Origin of the sequence: Flavihumibacter sp., assembly GCF_036676075.1 — a bacterium.
GTDB lineage: Bacteria > Bacteroidota > Bacteroidia > Chitinophagales > Chitinophagaceae > Flavihumibacter.
The window spans coordinates 134,178-151,133 of record NZ_JAKFDQ010000016.1 but is presented as its reverse complement, the minus strand read 5'-3'; the positions used below and the strand labels follow the sequence as shown (position 1 = coordinate 151,133).

The 16,956-nt window shown below is 43.4% G+C and carries 21 protein-coding genes; 10 read left to right on the top strand and 11 right to left on the bottom strand.

The window, feature by feature from the left end; genetic code table 11:
* Nucleotides 1-6 precede the first annotated feature (6 nt).
* From V6M43_RS15450 to V6M43_RS15440, 3 genes are all read right to left on the bottom strand, one after another.
* Complete coding sequence (locus tag V6M43_RS15450) at nucleotides 7-363, bottom strand: hypothetical protein (RefSeq protein ID WP_332736800.1); 357 nt, start codon at nucleotides 361-363, stop codon at nucleotides 7-9.
* A gap of 22 nt (nucleotides 364-385) precedes the next feature.
* Nucleotides 386-1,039, bottom strand: a complete 654-nt coding sequence (locus V6M43_RS15445; RefSeq protein WP_332736798.1) for a hydrolase — start codon at nucleotides 1,037-1,039, stop codon at nucleotides 386-388.
* A 126-nt stretch (nucleotides 1,040-1,165) separates the two neighbouring features.
* A complete protein-coding gene (locus V6M43_RS15440; protein WP_332736796.1) occupies nucleotides 1,166-1,741 on the bottom strand; it encodes a Crp/Fnr family transcriptional regulator in 576 nt (191 codons plus the stop codon).
* Nucleotides 1,742-2,412: 671 nt separating this feature from the next.
* On the opposite strand from V6M43_RS15440, the gene V6M43_RS15435 reads away from it, so the two are divergent.
* The 5 genes from V6M43_RS15435 to V6M43_RS15415 are packed head-to-tail and all read left to right on the top strand — an operon-like array spanning nucleotide 2,413 to nucleotide 5,566.
* A complete protein-coding gene (locus V6M43_RS15435; protein WP_332736794.1) occupies nucleotides 2,413-3,183 on the top strand; it encodes a family 16 glycoside hydrolase in 771 nt (256 codons plus the stop codon).
* A gap of 19 nt (nucleotides 3,184-3,202) precedes the next feature.
* Nucleotides 3,203-3,685: a GyrI-like domain-containing protein gene (locus V6M43_RS15430; protein ID WP_332736792.1), complete on the top strand. Its 483-nt coding sequence runs from the start codon at nucleotides 3,203-3,205 to the stop codon at nucleotides 3,683-3,685.
* Between the two features lie 14 nt (nucleotides 3,686-3,699).
* Nucleotides 3,700-4,518, top strand: a complete 819-nt coding sequence (locus tag V6M43_RS15425) for an AraC family transcriptional regulator (protein ID WP_332736790.1) — start codon at nucleotides 3,700-3,702, stop codon at nucleotides 4,516-4,518.
* Between the two features lie 55 nt (nucleotides 4,519-4,573).
* Nucleotides 4,574-5,116 (top strand): STM3941 family protein, encoded by a 543-nt coding sequence (locus tag V6M43_RS15420; RefSeq protein ID WP_332736788.1) that lies wholly within the window; start codon nucleotides 4,574-4,576, stop codon nucleotides 5,114-5,116.
* A gap of 30 nt (nucleotides 5,117-5,146) precedes the next feature.
* Entirely contained in the window at nucleotides 5,147-5,566 is a 420-nt protein-coding gene (locus V6M43_RS15415) for a hypothetical protein (RefSeq protein ID WP_332736786.1), read from the top strand.
* A gap of 15 nt (nucleotides 5,567-5,581) precedes the next feature.
* Here the strand turns inward: V6M43_RS15415 and V6M43_RS15410 are convergent, their stop codons facing one another.
* Nucleotides 5,582-5,806, bottom strand: a complete 225-nt coding sequence (locus tag V6M43_RS15410) for a hypothetical protein (RefSeq protein ID WP_332736785.1) — start codon at nucleotides 5,804-5,806, stop codon at nucleotides 5,582-5,584.
* Between the two features lie 496 nt (nucleotides 5,807-6,302).
* Here V6M43_RS15410 and V6M43_RS15405 point away from each other — a divergent pair, with 496 nt between their 5' ends.
* The 3 genes from V6M43_RS15405 (at nucleotide 6,303) to V6M43_RS15395 (ending at nucleotide 8,235) form a co-directional block, all read left to right on the top strand.
* Entirely contained in the window at nucleotides 6,303-6,722 is a 420-nt protein-coding gene (locus V6M43_RS15405; protein WP_332736783.1) for an SRPBCC family protein, read from the top strand.
* A gap of 134 nt (nucleotides 6,723-6,856) precedes the next feature.
* On the top strand, nucleotides 6,857-7,498 hold the full coding sequence (locus V6M43_RS15400) for a DUF998 domain-containing protein (RefSeq protein WP_332736781.1): 642 nt from the start codon (nucleotides 6,857-6,859) through the stop codon (nucleotides 7,496-7,498).
* Between the two features lie 17 nt (nucleotides 7,499-7,515).
* Nucleotides 7,516-8,235 carry a DUF998 domain-containing protein gene (locus V6M43_RS15395; RefSeq protein ID WP_332736779.1) on the top strand — a complete coding sequence of 240 codons (720 nt, stop codon included), beginning with the start codon at nucleotides 7,516-7,518 and terminating at the stop codon, nucleotides 8,233-8,235.
* Nucleotides 8,236-8,261: 26 nt separating this feature from the next.
* On the opposite strand, the gene V6M43_RS15390 is transcribed toward V6M43_RS15395, so the two are convergent.
* From V6M43_RS15390 to V6M43_RS15365, 6 genes are all read right to left on the bottom strand, one after another.
* On the bottom strand, nucleotides 8,262-9,329 hold the full coding sequence (locus V6M43_RS15390) for a dipeptidase (protein WP_332736777.1): 1,068 nt from the start codon (nucleotides 9,327-9,329) through the stop codon (nucleotides 8,262-8,264).
* 9 nt (nucleotides 9,330-9,338) lie between these two features.
* The gene (locus V6M43_RS15385; RefSeq protein ID WP_332736775.1) at nucleotides 9,339-10,499 is read right to left on the bottom strand and encodes a D-TA family PLP-dependent enzyme; all 1,161 of its coding nucleotides are present in this window, start codon (nucleotides 10,497-10,499) and stop codon (nucleotides 9,339-9,341) included.
* 10 nt (nucleotides 10,500-10,509) lie between these two features.
* Nucleotides 10,510-10,980, bottom strand: a complete 471-nt coding sequence (locus tag V6M43_RS15380) for a RidA family protein (protein WP_332736773.1) — start codon at nucleotides 10,978-10,980, stop codon at nucleotides 10,510-10,512.
* A gap of 9 nt (nucleotides 10,981-10,989) precedes the next feature.
* The gene (locus V6M43_RS15375) at nucleotides 10,990-12,261 is read right to left on the bottom strand and encodes a gluconate:H+ symporter (RefSeq protein WP_332736771.1); all 1,272 of its coding nucleotides are present in this window, start codon (nucleotides 12,259-12,261) and stop codon (nucleotides 10,990-10,992) included.
* A 9-nt stretch (nucleotides 12,262-12,270) separates the two neighbouring features.
* The gene (locus tag V6M43_RS15370) at nucleotides 12,271-13,344 is read right to left on the bottom strand and encodes a Gfo/Idh/MocA family protein (RefSeq protein WP_332736769.1); all 1,074 of its coding nucleotides are present in this window, start codon (nucleotides 13,342-13,344) and stop codon (nucleotides 12,271-12,273) included.
* 147 nt (nucleotides 13,345-13,491) lie between these two features.
* Nucleotides 13,492-14,262 (bottom strand): DUF3108 domain-containing protein, encoded by a 771-nt coding sequence (locus tag V6M43_RS15365; protein WP_332736767.1) that lies wholly within the window; start codon nucleotides 14,260-14,262, stop codon nucleotides 13,492-13,494.
* Nucleotides 14,263-14,388: 126 nt separating this feature from the next.
* On the opposite strand from V6M43_RS15365, the gene V6M43_RS15360 reads away from it, so the two are divergent.
* Nucleotides 14,389-15,660, top strand: a complete 1,272-nt coding sequence (locus tag V6M43_RS15360; protein ID WP_332736765.1) for a DUF2130 domain-containing protein — start codon at nucleotides 14,389-14,391, stop codon at nucleotides 15,658-15,660.
* A gap of 14 nt (nucleotides 15,661-15,674) precedes the next feature.
* Here V6M43_RS15360 and V6M43_RS15355 read toward each other — a convergent pair whose 3' ends face one another.
* Nucleotides 15,675-16,313: a 4'-phosphopantetheinyl transferase family protein gene (locus V6M43_RS15355; protein ID WP_332736763.1), complete on the bottom strand. Its 639-nt coding sequence runs from the start codon at nucleotides 16,311-16,313 to the stop codon at nucleotides 15,675-15,677.
* 77 nt (nucleotides 16,314-16,390) lie between these two features.
* On the opposite strand from V6M43_RS15355, the gene dcd reads away from it, so the two are divergent.
* Nucleotides 16,391-16,927: a dCTP deaminase gene (gene dcd / locus V6M43_RS15350; RefSeq protein ID WP_332736761.1), complete on the top strand. Its 537-nt coding sequence runs from the start codon at nucleotides 16,391-16,393 to the stop codon at nucleotides 16,925-16,927.
* The last annotated feature ends 29 nt before the right edge of the window (nucleotides 16,928-16,956 follow it).

Here is a 16,956-nt window from a genome sequence, read left to right as displayed (position 1 = left end):
TTATGTCTAATCAAGGAATACGTATAATGATTTTATTTTCCCCTCTTCAAACACAGCTATATCCATTCCCTTGCCAACAAGCGAATCTATATTGGGTCCCATCCCCCAGATTAGTCGTCCAATAATATTATTGATAACAACTGGTTTAAGTTTAAAAAATGTAAAAGCGGCAGGCATATCCGCAAGTAGGTTATTGACGCTTTCGTTGATAGCCTCATGCCCTGATATTTGATGCCCGGTATGATATAAACTACTATCCGCAGTATAAATGGTTTGTATTGAATTAAATCTAAGGGAAGCGTTCCTTTCACTCCATACCCGGGATAGATTCTCTTCCATAAGAGAAGCCAAATTATTATTCATGATTATAATTTTAGATCTATCCTTAATGTGCTTCAGGAGGAGTTGCAAGAAGCTGTAATTCCCAGGCTAAAGAAATACCACTAGCTCCACCGTGCTCCAAAATGACGCTAGCCATACCAGCTGCCGTATCGGTACGGGCCCAGTCGCGCTGCCATTCACCTGCTACAGCCATCCAGTTAATCGGAACAACACCTGCTTGAACCAAACGGCGTACTGCCATGTCATGAGCTTCTGAACTTACACCGCCACAGGCATCGGTCACAACGAATACTTCATACCCTTCTTCCAGTGCCTGAATTGCTGGCATAACCACACAGATCTCAGTGAATAGTCCGGCAAGTATAAGTTGCTTACGACCGCTTTCATTTACGATATTAGTCACCTTCGGATCTTCCCAGGTGTTGATGAACGTACGGTTTATGGGTTTTTGTTCAGGGAATACATCCTGTAATCCTTTGATGATGTAACCACCCCGCTCTTCAATGACGGTGGTAAGAATAGTTGGCACCTTAAATACTTTTGCTGTTTTTGCAAGACCGACAACATTATTAATAATCATTGTTGGTTCATGGCTGTTCAGATTTGTGAACTGATAAGGTTGGTGATCGATCAGTACAACTATACTATCTTCAGGACGAAGAAGGCCAGCAAGACCTATGGTGGGATTCTTTGACATCGTTTTAAAATTTAAATGCTTGATAGCACAAATTTGCATAGAATGATAAGCTTAAAACGATGATATATGGTAAAATAAAATGTTGACAAATGTCAACAGTCTAAAAAGTATACAGTGGTTTATGTTTTAAGAAACCTGGCTACGCACACGGCTAAGGGTTTCTTTTGTAATGCCCAGGTAGGAGGCGATGATATGTTGAGGAAAGCGTTGTAAAAATTCAGGATAACAACTTGCAAAATCGTCATAACGAACTTTGGCAGAAGAGCTGATTGTAGAAGTTATTCTTCTTTGTGTAGCAATATGATTTCTCTCATCAAGCTTTAATAAGAATTGATTAAAAGAAGGTAATTGACTACACAATTTTATTTTGCTTTCATTTGTAATGAGCATCAATTCACAATCTTCGCAGGCATCTACGTAATAGATACTAGGTTTTAGCATAACAAAGCTCTCAAGGTCACCTGCCCACCAATTCTCAATATAAAGGTCTACTACATGTTCTTTTCCCTGGTCGTCTACATGATACTTTCGCATAGCGCCTTTAATGATATAAGCAAAATGTTTACATATTTCCCCCTCTTCTAAAAAATATTGTCTTTTTCGTAGGGTCTTGTTGGTGAAATGGCTTTTAATTATTTCAAAGTCTTCGTCTGTAACTGGATTTGAAGCATATGCATTAAGATAACTGTGTAGTTGGTGCATGAGCATATATTGATAAATAAAGTTAGTAGATTTTTTATTTGCTTTTACTGCAAAGCCGGTGAAGTTGACAACTAGTGCTCAGTTGCGATACTGTACAATAGAAACTACCGCCAATATAAAAACCTTAAACAAATTGTATGGATTTCTTGCAAATGGAATGTACAGTTACACTAGTTACTATACACCATTCTATTGATTTATTACAAATCGCAAGTACAGAACAACTGCTACCTATAACTCAGTGTATTGATTTCTTACAAATCGAAAGTACAGAACAACTGCTACCTATAACTCAGTGTATTGATTTCTTACAAATCGAAAGTAGCTCACGCCGATAAATTTCAACATCCCCCTACACCTACTATCGAATTGTAAATTAATATCGATCTCAAGAAACAATTTCCCTTCAACATCTACTTTCGAATTGTAAATTAATATCGAACTTAAAAAACAACATACCTTCTACAACTACTTTCAAATTGTGAATTAATAGCTTACTTGAAAACCAACATCCCTGTTATACCTACTTTCGAATTGTAAAGAATTAACGTTGAAGAATACTCACACGTAAAAACCTTAACCTAGATCAATGGTTTTTCTTAATACAGTTCATTGGACGGAGCCTGTATGCCAACGCATCTTTGTGGTATAATTTATTAAAAACTAAAATAATGAATACCAAATTCCTGATTTCAACCCTTTGTTTCGTTTTGGGCATCTCCTTTGGTGCAGTGGCTCAAAATGCCTTGAACAGACAGCAGTTAAAGCTGGGTAAACAAACTTTCGAGCTGCATAATGTTACAGGAGAAATAATCAAATTCCAGGGTAAGGATGTTCTAAAAATAGAACGGGATCTCACTGCTATCCCTTTTGACAGCACTAATATTGAAGAAACAGTAGACGAGCCACACTATGCCAAACTTGCCGGGCTGGATGATTTTGAAAATGGAACCATAGAAGTGAAAATGTATAGCCAGCTTCAAAATCCAGCGCCTTATGCGGGAATCGCAGGATTTATTGGGTTATACTTTCGGGTGGCAGAAAACGATTCTGCTTTTGAGAGCATTTATGTAAGACCAAAAGTTGGCAGAGTCAACAACCAGCAATACAGGAATCATGCAGTGCAATACATATCGTATCCACATTATAAATTTGATACATTGCGAAAGATCGCCCCATTCAAATATGAAGGCTCCGCCCCTGTTGCATTGAATGAGTGGATCACCATGCGGATCGAAGTGAACGGAGAAACGGCCGAAATGTTTATAAATGACATGAAATATTCTACTTTCATAGTTGACAAATTGCTCGGCACACATAAAAAAGGGGGAATCGGACTATATGTGGATATAGGTACGATTGGGTATTTCAAAGATCTGAAAGTAACAAAGAAAACATTGAAAGTTCAACCGAAAACCGGCGATAAGGTAACAGAGATTTAATATTGACCTGGAAATAATAATGGAACCAAGACTAGAAATTCTGACTAAAAAGAAATTGGCTGGACTTAAAACGGAGATGTCATTTGCGAATAATAAGACCAGGGAATTATGGCAAATGTTTATGCCCAGAAGAGCGGAAATAATAAACAGTGTTGGCGCTGACTTGTATTCGCTTGAAATTTATCCGCCAGATTTCTTTAAGCATTTCAATCCAACGAGTGCTTTTGAAAAGTGGGCAGCTACCGAGGTGTCAGATTTTGACCGGGTTCCGGCAGGCATGAATGTTGTTACTATTCCCGAGGGACTATACGCAATTTTTATACACAAAGGTCCCGCCCGTGAAGCAGCAAAAACCTATCAATACATTTTCTCAACATGGATGCCCCAGTCAAATTTCGTTGTAGATGAAAGACCACATTTTGCCCTGATGGGATCAAAGTATAAAAATGACGATCCTGATTCTGAAGAAGAGATCTGGATTCCGGTAAGGAAAAAAGTTTGACTTTGACGGAGAGCATGTTGAATTTAAATAACACCATACGGCAACTATATAAACCAATTCAGCCAACCGTTAAACAATCGGCTGAAGATGTTAGCTACATAGAAATGTTGCCTGCCCTTGAACTACAAAATGTAATTTATTGCTATTGGCAGCTCAAAAGCACCAGGCCGCTTTCATCGCCTTTCACTTATCGTGTAGTAGCAGATGGCTGTATTGACATATTTTTTGAACTGAATAATCCGGCCGACAACTTCGTAATGGGATTTTGTAAGAAGTTCACTGAGTTCCCGCTCCATCATTCTTTCAATTATATTGGCGTTCGTTTCTTACCAACCATGTTTCCGCAACTATTCAAAGTGGATGCCTCCGAATTAAGCAATCGCTTTGAAGAACTTCAAATGGTGGTACCGGCAACTTCCCATTTCATTGCCAGTCATTTTAATGCAATACAAAATATTGGTGAAGCTAAAAAGATACTTGATACTTACTTCACAGAAGTTCTTCAAAAATCAAAGTTCGATAATGATCCCAGGCTTTATGAGGCTATTGAAATTATCCTTAGCAGGGCTGGCGTACTGGATATTGAAAAGGATATAAATACAGGTATTAGCTATCGCCAACTTAGGCGGCTCTTTGAATTTTATATTGGCGACACGCCTAAGACATTTAGCAAGGTTATTCGCTTCCAAAATATCCTGAAGGCAAAACCTTCAAAACAGAGTCTTAAACAAAACAAGCTCTTCTTTGATGTTGGATATTACGACCAGGCACATTTTATAAAAGAGTTCAGGAATTTTTATGGCGTAACACCAGGAAAGGCTTTCGGCAGGTAAATATAATGTTGCGATTATGTATATTTATAAATCCACATAACCCTAATAAATTTTTATGGAAACATCTGCAGAAATCATAGAGATCGAACTAAGCAAGAAAAAAATACTCTTAATGCTTTTAGGATCATTGGCATTCGTTGGCATTGGATTTTGGTTTGTAATATCACCCCCTCCCATTTCCAATCCCTATTGGGGTAATCCAACAAAACTTGCCATTGTTGGCTTTGCCTCCATATTAATATTTGGGCTTTTTGCTTTCCTGTTCTTTCGTAAGCTATCAGACAACAAACCCGGTTTAATTATAGACGGTACAGGGGTTACAGATAATTCAAGTGGTGTTTCGGCCGGGCAAATTTTATGGTCAGACCTGGAGGACATTTCAGTAATGGAAATGCACCGTCAAAAACTCATAATGCTGCATGTAAAAAATCCACAGGAATATATTGACAAACAAACCAGTGGTTTTAAAAGAAAGATGATGCAGATGAATTATAACATGTATGGAACTCCTTTAAGCATTTCTGCCAACGGACTTAAAATATCTTTTGACGAGCTTATGGCAACATTAATAGACAAAGTAAAATCACAGGGGCAATAGACGATTCTTTGTTTCCTTAACACCATCTCTATGCGCTTAACTTTATTGACTTTATTAGTATTATCTACCACCTTTTTACTATGCTGCTCAAATGAAGATTCTTCAAAATTACTAATTGGGAAATGGGCGTTTCTAAAGTTTTATACCGAATCTGAAACAACCAAAGAGATGGATGCTGAGCTTGAAAGCTATAATAGCTTAAACAAGGGGCTGACTATCAGATTTTCGCCACAGGGGGAATATGAATCTGACCAGCCCGGTGGCGACGAGGGGAATAATAAAATTTCAGACTATAAGCTGCTTCCAGGTAATAAATTAGTAATTGAAGATGATACTATACAGATCGTAAATGTGGATCAATCTTTCCTTACACTCTATAAGGATGAATCAAGTCCCAATGTGATGTTTAGGAGAGTTAATAATACAGGCACGGAGCCCGGTAGAAGATGAATCTGCTGTAATTTCCTAAGCTTTCTTATCCCCATCAAGCTTCTCCACAATCCTGAAATCAATACCTAGCATTCCTAAAAACCATTCAAGTCTTCTTACCTGGATCTCATCCAATTTATTATTTCCATTCACTGCATCAATTATCAATGCAGCGGGCACACTGCAATACTCTTCAATTTTTGCATAATCAAAAACAGCAGCACGTTTCAGATAATCTATTACAACCGGCATTTTCTCCATAACTCATCTCTTAGATTTATAAAAATAGAGCCTTTGGTTGTTAATGCAAAAGGCCTTTACACCAATATTTCCGGTACTTACACCCCCCGCCTGATTATAAACAGGTGTAAAGTTTTTTTAAGACCAGACAAGCGACATATGAGCGGTGTTTGAAGCCGACGAAAAGCCGACGAAGAGCCGACTAAGAGCCGTCTCTAAGCTTTCTCTAAGCCTTCTCTGAGCTTTCTCTAAGCTTTCTCTAAGCTTTCTCTAAGCGACTCAGAAGCGTGTCAGAAACGTCTTTGAAACGCCTTTGAAGCGTCTTTGAAGCGTCTTTGAAGCGTCTTTGAAGCGTCTTTTAGTAGTCAATGAGTAGTCCTCAAAGCGTCCACAGCACTGAAAATTATGCCAAACAACCCTCCTGCTATACCTGAACGATCCATTTAAATAGATTAATTAAATTAGATAAGGCCTAACAGGCAATTTCTGAGCTTTAAACACCCATAAAATCACCTAAATGCCTATCATCATTGAACAAAAATTTGGAGTGCCTGCAGAAATAATCTGGAAGGCCATCACTGACCCCGAGGCTATGAGGGAGTGGTATTTTACAATCCCCGGCTTTAAGGTCGAAGAAGGGGCTGTATTTGAGTTTTATGAGCCGGGTGAAGAGCATCAGTATCTCCACCGTTGCACCATTACCTGCGTTGAGCCAAAGAAGCTGCTGCAGCATACATGGACCCATCCCCATCACAGCAAGGGAACTTCCCTCCTAACCTGGGAGTTAGTTCCGGAAGGCGATAGCACCCTTGTGAAACTAACCCACGAAGGAATTGAAAACCTCGCCGATGGCGGGCCTGCTTTTGCCCCTGAAAATTACCAGGAAGGATGGAACCAGATTATCGGGGAATCTCTTAAAAACTATCTTCTGCAATAAAATTTATTCATTGCCGGCAGCCGTAAATATCTAATCCCACCCTATTTGAATAATACCCCTAAAAAAATATTTGCGCAACTCATCGGTTGCATTTATATTTGCAACCAGAAGGTTGCGGAATTAAAAATTATGTTATGGAAAATACGCTTGCTCTTGCCAGCCTGATTGCTGGAATTCTTTCACTGGCATGCCTGCTGGTGCTTCATTTTGTGAGTCCGGAGTTTAAAGCCAGCTGGCGCATGGTGAGTGAATATGCCTTTGGCAAACATAAATGGCTGCTCACCGCTTTCTTTTTTCTATGGGGCTTAAGCTCTATTCTGCTCGCCATTTCTCTATGGGGAATTGTAAGCAGTAACTGGGCAAAGATTGGTGTGGTACTGCTCTTTATTTCAGGAATCGGTGCCATCATGGGCGGACTATTTGATGCCAAACATAAACTGCATGGGCTCTCTGCCGTGCTGGGCGTGCCTTTCCTTCCCATCGCCGCTTTGCTGATAAGTTATCGTCTTCCGTCCACGGGATATTGGAGTGAATACAGATCATCGGTACTGCTATCGGCTCATTCCACCTGGATCAGTATCGTGCTGATGGTTGTTACCATGATCATCATGATGTCCGGTTTCAAGAAAGCCGGTATGCCCATGGGCCCCGATGCAACACCACCTGAATCGGTGCCGCCTGGTGTTATTGCAGTTGCCGGCTATGCCAACAGAATACTTGTATTTACTTATATCCTCTGGCTGCTACTGATCGCTAAAATATTATTGGGTTTATAACTTCAAAATCTTGCGTCATGGAAAATTCAGAACAAAATACAAGTGTGGCTAAGCTTGTAATAATCAGCTCTGTTCTTGCATTGCTGCTGTTGGTAATACTGCATTTTATTAGTCCGGAGTTTGACCCCTCCTGGCGAATGGTGAGTGAATACGCATTGGGCAGTCACCAGTGGGCACTAACCCTATTCTTTTTGTTTTGGGGATGCAGTACTATTTGCCTTGCGATAATTTTAAAGAAAGAGGTTTCATCGATCTGGGCAAAAGCAGGTGTTTTCTTATTATTTGTTTCCGGCATCGGCACAGCAATGGCGGCGGCCTTTGATGTTGAACATCCGCTTCATGGCCTAGCGGCTGCACTTGGAATACCCACCCTGATTATTGCGGCATTGCTGATCAGTTATCATCTCAGTAAAAAACCATATTGGGCAGCGGATAAAAAGCGGTTGCTATTATCGGCACATTCCACCTGGCTTAGTTTAGTATTAATGGTTGCTGCGATGATGTTGATGATGAGTGGATTTCAAAATGCGGGAATTGAATATGCTGAAAATGCTGCGCCACCTGAATCTGTTCCTGATGGTGTTATTGCATTGGGGGGATATGTGAACAGGTTATTGATCCTGGCTTATGTTTCATGGTTGATCATAACGGCGAGGAGCTATATCAAAATTCATGGGAGAGCGCCGGCTGGTATTCAATACAATTCTGAGTTGGTTCAAGCAAGTCGTGTGGATTAAATTTATCTTCCGACCATGTTGTTGAATCACCACGCATTTTTAAGGAATCTGATCCAGTTGCCGTGCATGATATTGGTGATATCGGTATCAGCATAGCCACGAGCCCGCAGCAGGCCTTCCAGCTTACTGATATCGGAAATGCTCTCTACATCATAGGGGCATTGCTCTTTCCCAAAGGCACCGTCAAGATCGGATCCTATCCCTACATGTAAACTATTGCCTGCGAGCTGGCAGATATGATCCATATGATCGATCAGCGATTCAAGATTGCAACCCATGCTGAGCGGATCCGATTTACCACGCACCCAGCCGGGTACCATCATCCATGCATCCATGGCGCCGCCAATTACAGCGCCTCTTTCAATCAATGCTTTGATCTGGTCATCACTGTACTGACGGTTATGATCTACCAGTGCACGGCAATTATTGTGACTCGCCCATACATGTCCATTGAAATTTTCCAGCGCTTCCCAAAAACTGTCGTCACATAAATGCGTTGCATCTAAAATGATATTGAGTCGCTCCATCTCTTTCAATAATTCCCTGCCGGCACTGCCTAAAGGGCCGGTGGCATCCGTGCCCTGGGCATATCGGCCCGGACCATAATGTGCTGGTCCCACTGCTCTCAATCCATCGTGGTAAGCTTTCTCTAAATATGAAATATCCACCAGTGAATCAGCGCCTTCCAGGCTCAGTATGTAACCCACCGGCTTTGAACTGTTCTCACTATCATCCATCCATAACCGAAGATGTGTTTCGAGGCTTTCGCGGTCTTTTACCTGGACCATTTCACCTGCGGCTTCCATGGTCCTGTACCAGGCAAGCTGCCCCTGTGTTTGAGCCCATGCCTGCTCGGGCGAATGCCATCCTGGCAATTTATTATCGGGAGCAACATAGCGTGCGATCTGTGTGGCTACCACTAACCCGATATTGCCCTTCCTCAGCTCGGGTAAAGATACCACTGCCTTTCCGCGGTCAGGCTTATCCGTGAGATGCTTTTCCCGGGCATTGATCTGGTCCACCGGCAGCCGGAGATTGCGGTTCCATTCCATCGCATTCATTGACAGGTCGAGATGTGCATCGAGTATGAACATAGACAATAGTTAAAGAGTGATACGCCTGTCGCGGGCAGTTGTCTTCCAAACGCCGGCAACCTTATGGTCAATGATTAATGTTGCTTCGCGGTAGAGGGCAACAGATGGACAAATATGATAGGCAAGTGCATACATGGCATCTCCCACCTTATAACGATCGGCATCAGCCGAAGTCACCACCATATGTTCCTCGCTCTGGCTAACGGGTTGCAGGTTAGTATCATTTAGAAACCCAACGCGCCGCGCCAGTTCATTTTCAGCGGCAATGGATTTATGCCCAAGGTCAAGGCATAATAAGTTGGGGCCAGGCTTTGATACAACCCTTGTGAGAATAATTGCCGCCAGAAGAAAGGGTTGTTCGGTAAATTTTTCGAGATAGGCTTTGTCCCAGTATACAAAAGTACCCGGACTGCAAATTGCCCTTCCTTCTTCAAGATGATAGGGGAAAGAAGGCGTTCCTCCTGTAATCAATTCAGGATAGTCTTCAACCTGCTCTCCGATCCTTTCCAGCAATTTGTACACGGGTTCAAATGCAGCAGCAGAGCGTTCTTTCCTGGTTGAAAGCGATGCATCATGAATATGTCCATCATAGGCATGCAGTCCCACGGGTTTGATGCCTTTCATTTCCCTTGCTGCCATGTAAAGGTTAAATGCTTCATCGCCAGGGGGGATACCGGTGCGGTTCATGCCGACGTTGAGATCAATGTAGATGTTTAATGGTTGCTCTAAACTGTTCGTGCTGCCGTCTCCGACGGCCAAAGCTTTAGCGGCGGCCGTCGCTAAAGCTATGGCCGCCAGGGCTGCCTCATTGTCAATTAAACAACTAAAGCGTGTGTTGGTGTAGGTTAGGGTAAGTTGAATTAGTCTGTCGATTTTTGGTCCAACAGGTTGGTAGGCGAGTAATACATCAGGAGCACCAATGGTAGCAAGCATCTCGGCCTCGGCAATAGTGGCGCATTTAAATTTGGAGATGCCGGCATCCAACATCAGTTGACAGGCATCGGCAGACTTACTTGTTTTTACATGTGGCCGCAGTCTTTCTACTCCGCCGGCCATTTCGATGAGCGTGGCGATATTCTTTTTCACCCGATCGGGATAAAGAAGAAGGGCCGGGGAATCTAATTCTTCAACTCCGTTAACCGTGTACCAGGGTTGCTGATGCTGCACCATAGTTTTCAATTTAATGCAATTCAAATAGTGCTTCTATCTCCACCGGAATATTATCCGGTAGTGACCCCATCCCTACCGCGCTGCGTACACCAATGCCATTTTCTTCTCCCCAAATTTCGGCGAAGAGTTCACTGCAGCCATTGATGATATAGGGATGCTTTTCAAACTCGGGAACACAGTTCACCATCCCCAATACCTTGATCACTCTTTTCACTCTATTCAAACTTCCCAGGTTGGCTTTGATGGTGGACAGAATGGCAAGCCCCACCTGCCTTGCAGCGAGTTTGCCTTCTTCCATACTGATGGTGTCTCCCACCCTGCCAATTATCAGACTGCCATCGGCCTGCACGGTTCCATGACCCGATACATAAAGGTATTCTCCATCCACCAGGCAGGGCTTATAAACACCCAGCGGCTTGGGGGGCGGAGGCAATGTTAGTCCCAGTGATTCTAACTGGTTGTCGGCATTAATGATTTGCATAAACGATATTTAATGTAAGATAAAATTCAGGATCAAAACGCCAATCAGTCCCACGATGGCCACCAGCGTTTCCATCACCGACCAACTCAAAAGCGTTTGTTTCATGGTAAGATTAAAGTATTCTTTGTACATCCAGAAGCCTGCATCATTCACGTGACTGAAAGCCAGGCTACCGGCGCCAACGGCCAGTACCATCAGGCTTGGAGACGAGAGACTTTCTGTTGCATAACTGGTCATGATGCCGGCCGTTGTTAATCCAGCCACAGTGGCGGATCCAATAAAGGCGCGGATGATAGCGGCCATCAACCATCCCAATACCAATGGGTTCAATGGCAACTTATTTAATGCAGTGGCAATGGACTGACTAAGACCTGTATCTGTAAGCACCTGCTTGAGTGCGCCCGAACCGGCGATGATCAGTAGTATCGGTGCGATGCTTACTACAGCGCTGCCGCAATGGGCGGTGAGTGCTGCCAAGCTCATGCCTCTTGAAATGCCCAATGCAATACCTGCATAAACAAGTGAAAACAATAACACGATGGATGGTGATCCGAGAAATGCAACAATATCGATGGCAGCACCTTTCACGGGCCATAGAAATGTCAATAAAGCTGCCGTCACCAATAATAATACCGGCAGCAGGGCAGTAAAGAAACTATTGAAAATGCCAGGCAGTTCGGTCGCGGGTCTTTCTTCTATAACAAAGGCTGCCAGTGGTTTTGAGTCCATATTTTTCAGGAACCGGGCGAGCAGCGGACCAGCTACCAGGATAGCCGGGATGGCGATTATCAATCCGAGTATGAGGGTGAGCGACATATCTGCTCCAAACTGCACCACCAGCGCACTGGGAGATGGATGTGGTGGCAAAAAGCCGTGAGTAACCGATAATGCCGCAAGCATGGGAAGGCCGGCATATACAGGAGATATTTTTGAGCTATAACATACCGAAAAAAGCAGCGGCACCAGCAACACAAATCCTACTCCATAGAAAAGTGGAATGCCGATAATAAAGCCGATGGCCATCATGGCCCATTGTATATGCTTTACGCCAACAGCGGCAATCATCGCTGATGCTATTCTTTGTGCAGCGCCTGATTCAGCGATGATCTTTCCAAACATGGCGCCGCATACAAGCAGTATCACCAGCGCCGACATGATATCGCCTATTCCTTTTTCGAGACTGCCGGCTATTGATTTAAGTGGCAGTCCGAATATGATCCCCACGGCAACGGATACCAGCAGGAAGGCAATGAAAGGATGGATGCTGAATGATCGCTTCATGAAAATGTATTATGGGAGCATGACCACTTTACCGGTTCTGACAGATTCATCACAGGCGAATGCAATTCGCAAGCTGTTTACGGCATCCAGCATATGATCGGAGAGATCGATGCTCTCGCGGATGGTCCGCAGGAAATATGCCTGCTGGCGATTGCATAATTCCTGGTGATCGGGTTCATCACTAAGGTCAACCCATTCATCTTCGCGGATATAGTTTCCATCACCATCCAATGCAGCATGGTGGATAAGAATAGATTCTGTTTTTGTATGTGAATCAATATCATCTGATTTGCCGGCCGCAGCGGCCTGCTTCGCAACAATGGAGGCTGATCCCATCGGACCGAAAACATCCTTCACAAAAAATGCCGTCTCACTAATCATTGGCCCCCAGCCTGCTTCATACCATCCCACAGAACCATCTTCAAAGCGGATCTGTAGTTGTCCGTAGTTGTAATTATCGGCGGGGATATCATCGCTTAATCGCGCGCCTATGGCACTCACCTGCACCGGCCTCGATCTTGTCATCTGGCACATCACATCAATATAGTGAACACCACAGTCAACGATGGGACTCAGACTTTCCAGCAGGTTCTTATGCACGGCCCATTTCTTACCATTGCTCTGCTGGTTGAGGTTCATGCGCATCACCAGTGGCTTTCCCAACTCATGTGATGCTTTGATAAAATACTGCCAGGATGGATGATGGCGGAGTATGTATCCTGTAACCAGTTTTCTGTCTTTTCTTTTCGCCATCTCCACTACCCGCTCTGCTCCTTCAACGGTGTCGGCCAGTGGCTTTTCGATGAACACATGCAGATTCTTTTCCAATGCGGCTATTGCATAGCTTTCGTGCGTATCGGGATAGGTGGATATACAAACCGCATCAGGAGAGGAAGCTTCAAGCGCTGTAAAATAATCATCATATACATCATAGGCATTGCCCAGCTTTTCATTTAGTATATGCTTGCTGTTTCCTCTTGCCACGATGCCGCAGATCTTGAAGGCATCATTATTATGATAGGCTATTGCATGGGCGGTTCCCATATTTCCGCAGCCTACTACCAATACTCGAATCTTGCTCATTTCCCCTTTTTAAAAATTGATCTTCATATTATAGCATTTTGAAGAGATAGCCAAGTTTGATTAGGCATCAATAGCAAATGGGCATAAAAAAAGAAGGCCTAAGCCTTCTCTTTTCGAAAATAGGGATGGATTAACCATCACAAATGATTATTTGGTTGCAAGCGATGTAAGCGGGTACTTCAGGTTTTTATGGTTATTAAGGTCCACCTTAACCTTTCCTACACTGAGATCACTTTCAATACGTACGGGAATATGGTTGGCATCATCGGTTACCCACACCGTCATTTTCTCTCCTCCTTCAAACACATTTCCTTTTATCAGCAAAGGCTTGAGTTTTATAGCACGGTAGGTTCCGAACTTGGTCTTGATCGTTTCCTTTCCAACATAACGGATATACATATCATATACTTCATCACCGAGGAACATGTTGAAACGGATCTTATCATTGGGTTTGAATTTATCGTAATCGAGGTTGCGCGCATAGTAGAGTGAACTCACCACATCCTGCACCTCATTAGGAATTTTATAGATACCTTTTTTAGTTACTGCTGCCTTCTCGCCATGATCAAAAACAACTTCTTCATAACGCTTGTAGTTGCCCTCATGAACATTGCGGATAAACTTCACCGGCTTCTTACTTTCCTGGTCGATGAATGTTTCATAACGATCGCGCACCTTAAAGATCCAGTCGTAGCTTGGATTGGTTCTTCCCTCTCCTACAACATGATATACATTACGATCTTCATGCACGGCGCTGGAGGTTGTAAAGCTGGCTGTTCCGGCGTTTACATATAATCCCATCACACTGTAAAATACCGTGTAATTGATCTTTTCGCCCGGCTTCCAGGCATCGTCCTGTGCCATGGTGGGCAGCGCTAAGCTGATTGCGGCAAAGAGAGTAAGTAAAAAACGATTCATAGGTTTTGCTTTAGATCTAAAATTACCACTGCATCTGTTAATCTTTTACTATAGCCCGGTTAAAGAATGATATGAAATTGTTAATGCTTCGGCGCTCATCCCTTAAATTGCCATAAATCTGAAGGAATGGCCACAAATATTAAATGTCCCAACTGCGGACATGAATTTCCGCTGGAAGAGGCGCTCAATGATGAGCTGAAGGAGGCGATAGAAAAGGAGAAGCAGGAACTGCGGGAAAAGATGATCGAATACAGGAACCAGAAGGAAGAAGAGCTTCGTAAAAAAGATGAAGCGTTTGAAGTTTTCAAGCGCAGCCAGGAAGCTGCGTACAGGAGCCAGCTCGACCAGGAATTAAAAAAACAGAACCAGCAACTGGAAGAATCCATTCGCAAAAGCATGCATGCTGATTTTGAGAACCAGTTAAAAATATTGCAGGATACCAACCGAGACAATGAAGAAAAACTTCGTGAGTCGAGGAAGAAGGAACTCGACTTTCTTCGCAAAGAGCAGGAGCTAAAAAATAAGGAAGCCGAACTGGAGATTGTATTGCACACCAAGCTTCAGGAGGAAAGAGGAAAGCTTTCTGATGAGATAAGAAAGATAGAAGAGCAGAAAAATATCGCTAAGGAAACTGAGTTTCAGCTTCGACTGAAAGAGCTGGAAAAACAATTGGAAGACCAGAAAAAGCTGGCAGAAGAAATGCGTCGCAAGGCAGAACAGGGCAGTATGCAGTTACAGGGTGAAGTGATGGAACTCGCACTGGAAGAAATGCTTAGAACCTGCTTTCCATTTGATATGGTTTCTGAAGTGGGGAAAGGTGTGAGAGGGGCAGATTGTATTCTAACTATCCGCAACCAGTTTGGACAGGAATGTGGCAGTATCATTTTTGAAAGCAAGCGAACAAAAGTTTTCTCGCAGGACTGGATAGAAAAACTAAAGGCCGATTGCAGAAACCAGGGCGCTGATATGGCCATCCTTGTAACGCAGAACATGCCAGCCGATATGGACCAGTTTGGAGAGAAGAATGGCATCTGGATCTGCAGCTTTGCTGAAGTGAAGCCACTGGTGCAAGTATTGAGGGATAGCATCATCAAAATTTCTAATGCCGCGCGCAACCAGGAGAATAAGGGAGATAAGATGCATATGCTCTATGATTATCTCACCAGCAATGAATTCAGTGAACAGTGGAAAGCCATACGCGAAGGATTTCTCAGCATGAAGCTCAGCATTCAGCGTGAAAGGGATGCCATGGAAAAACTCTGGAAGGCACGTGAGAAGCAGCTTGAAAAAGTTTTACTGAATGCCGCGCATGTTAAAGGAAGTATTGAAGGGATCGCCGGTGCTGATATGGTGAATCTTAGTCTGGCGGATGACGATCCACTTGAGCTTCCCGAATAATATGTATACCGAATTTATGATACCGTGAAGGCAAGCACCAGGTGTTCAAAGATCCTGGCTTCAATATTGAGTTCAACCGGTGCTTCCTTTTCAAAACTGAAAGGCAGCCGCATCCATTCACTGGCGGTATAATGAAGCGGTCCGGCCAGTTTGATATGCTCGCGGAAATCAACTTTTCCATTGCCATACCATTTGAACACCGCCTCTTTGGCGCTCCAGAGAGTGGTAACCAGTTCTAACTGTAACCGGTCGAACAATTCCCATTCGCGGAGGAAATCCTGCTCTTTTTCTGTGAGGAACTTATGAGAGATCCTTTCAATGCGGGGTGTTACCAGTTCTATATCTATCCCCACTCTTTTTTCGCTGCTGGCAATGGCCGCTGCGAAATTGCCACAATGGGAGATGGAAAAATGGTATTTCTCTCCTGGCAGGTAGGGCTTGCGGGTATCGGCGACCATGATCTCCGAAAGCGGGAAATCATTGAACAGTTCCAGCAGCAGGTATCGGCCAGCCAGGTGCTGCAGGCGTTTATAGGGATGGGTGACATCTTTTTTCAGCGGAACGCGCTCCAGGAAAAATTCTTCAGGTTCTTCTATGCGCCAAATAGCCAGCCGGGTGGAATGGTTGATATTATGTTGATAAAATAAGGCCAAGGTTGCGATTTTGAAGGTAACATTGCAGGACCCGTTTCAAAGGGCACTGATCATCAAATATAAAATAAGCGAAGCACATGATTCTGTCGGACACCCGTATTCTGGAAGAATTTGAAAAAGGAACCATTAAGATCGAACCCTACCAGCGTGAATGCCTTGGAAGCAACTCCTATGATGTTCATCTGGGCAAATGGCTTGCCACTTATAAGGAGCATATCCTCGATGCCAAAAAACATAACCAGATCGAATATTTCGAGATACCTGAAGATGGGTTTGTATTATACCCGCATATCTTTTACCTGGGCGTAACGGAAGAGTATACTGAAACGCATGCGCATGTGCCTTTCCTGGAAGGAAAATCATCAACCGGCCGGCTGGGTATCGACATTCATGCTACCGCGGGTAAGGGAGATGTTGGTTTCTGCGGGCACTGGACCCTCGAAATTTCGGTTAAGCAACCGGTGAAGGTTTATAAGGGGATGCCGATCGGGCAGTTGATCTATTTCCCGGTGGATGGTGAAATTGAAGTGAAGTACAACCAGAAGAAAAATGCGAAGTATAGCGGACAGCCAGACAGGCCTATTGAAAGTATGATGTGGAAGAATGCGTTTTGATATAAACAAAGAAGCCGCCTCAAATGAGA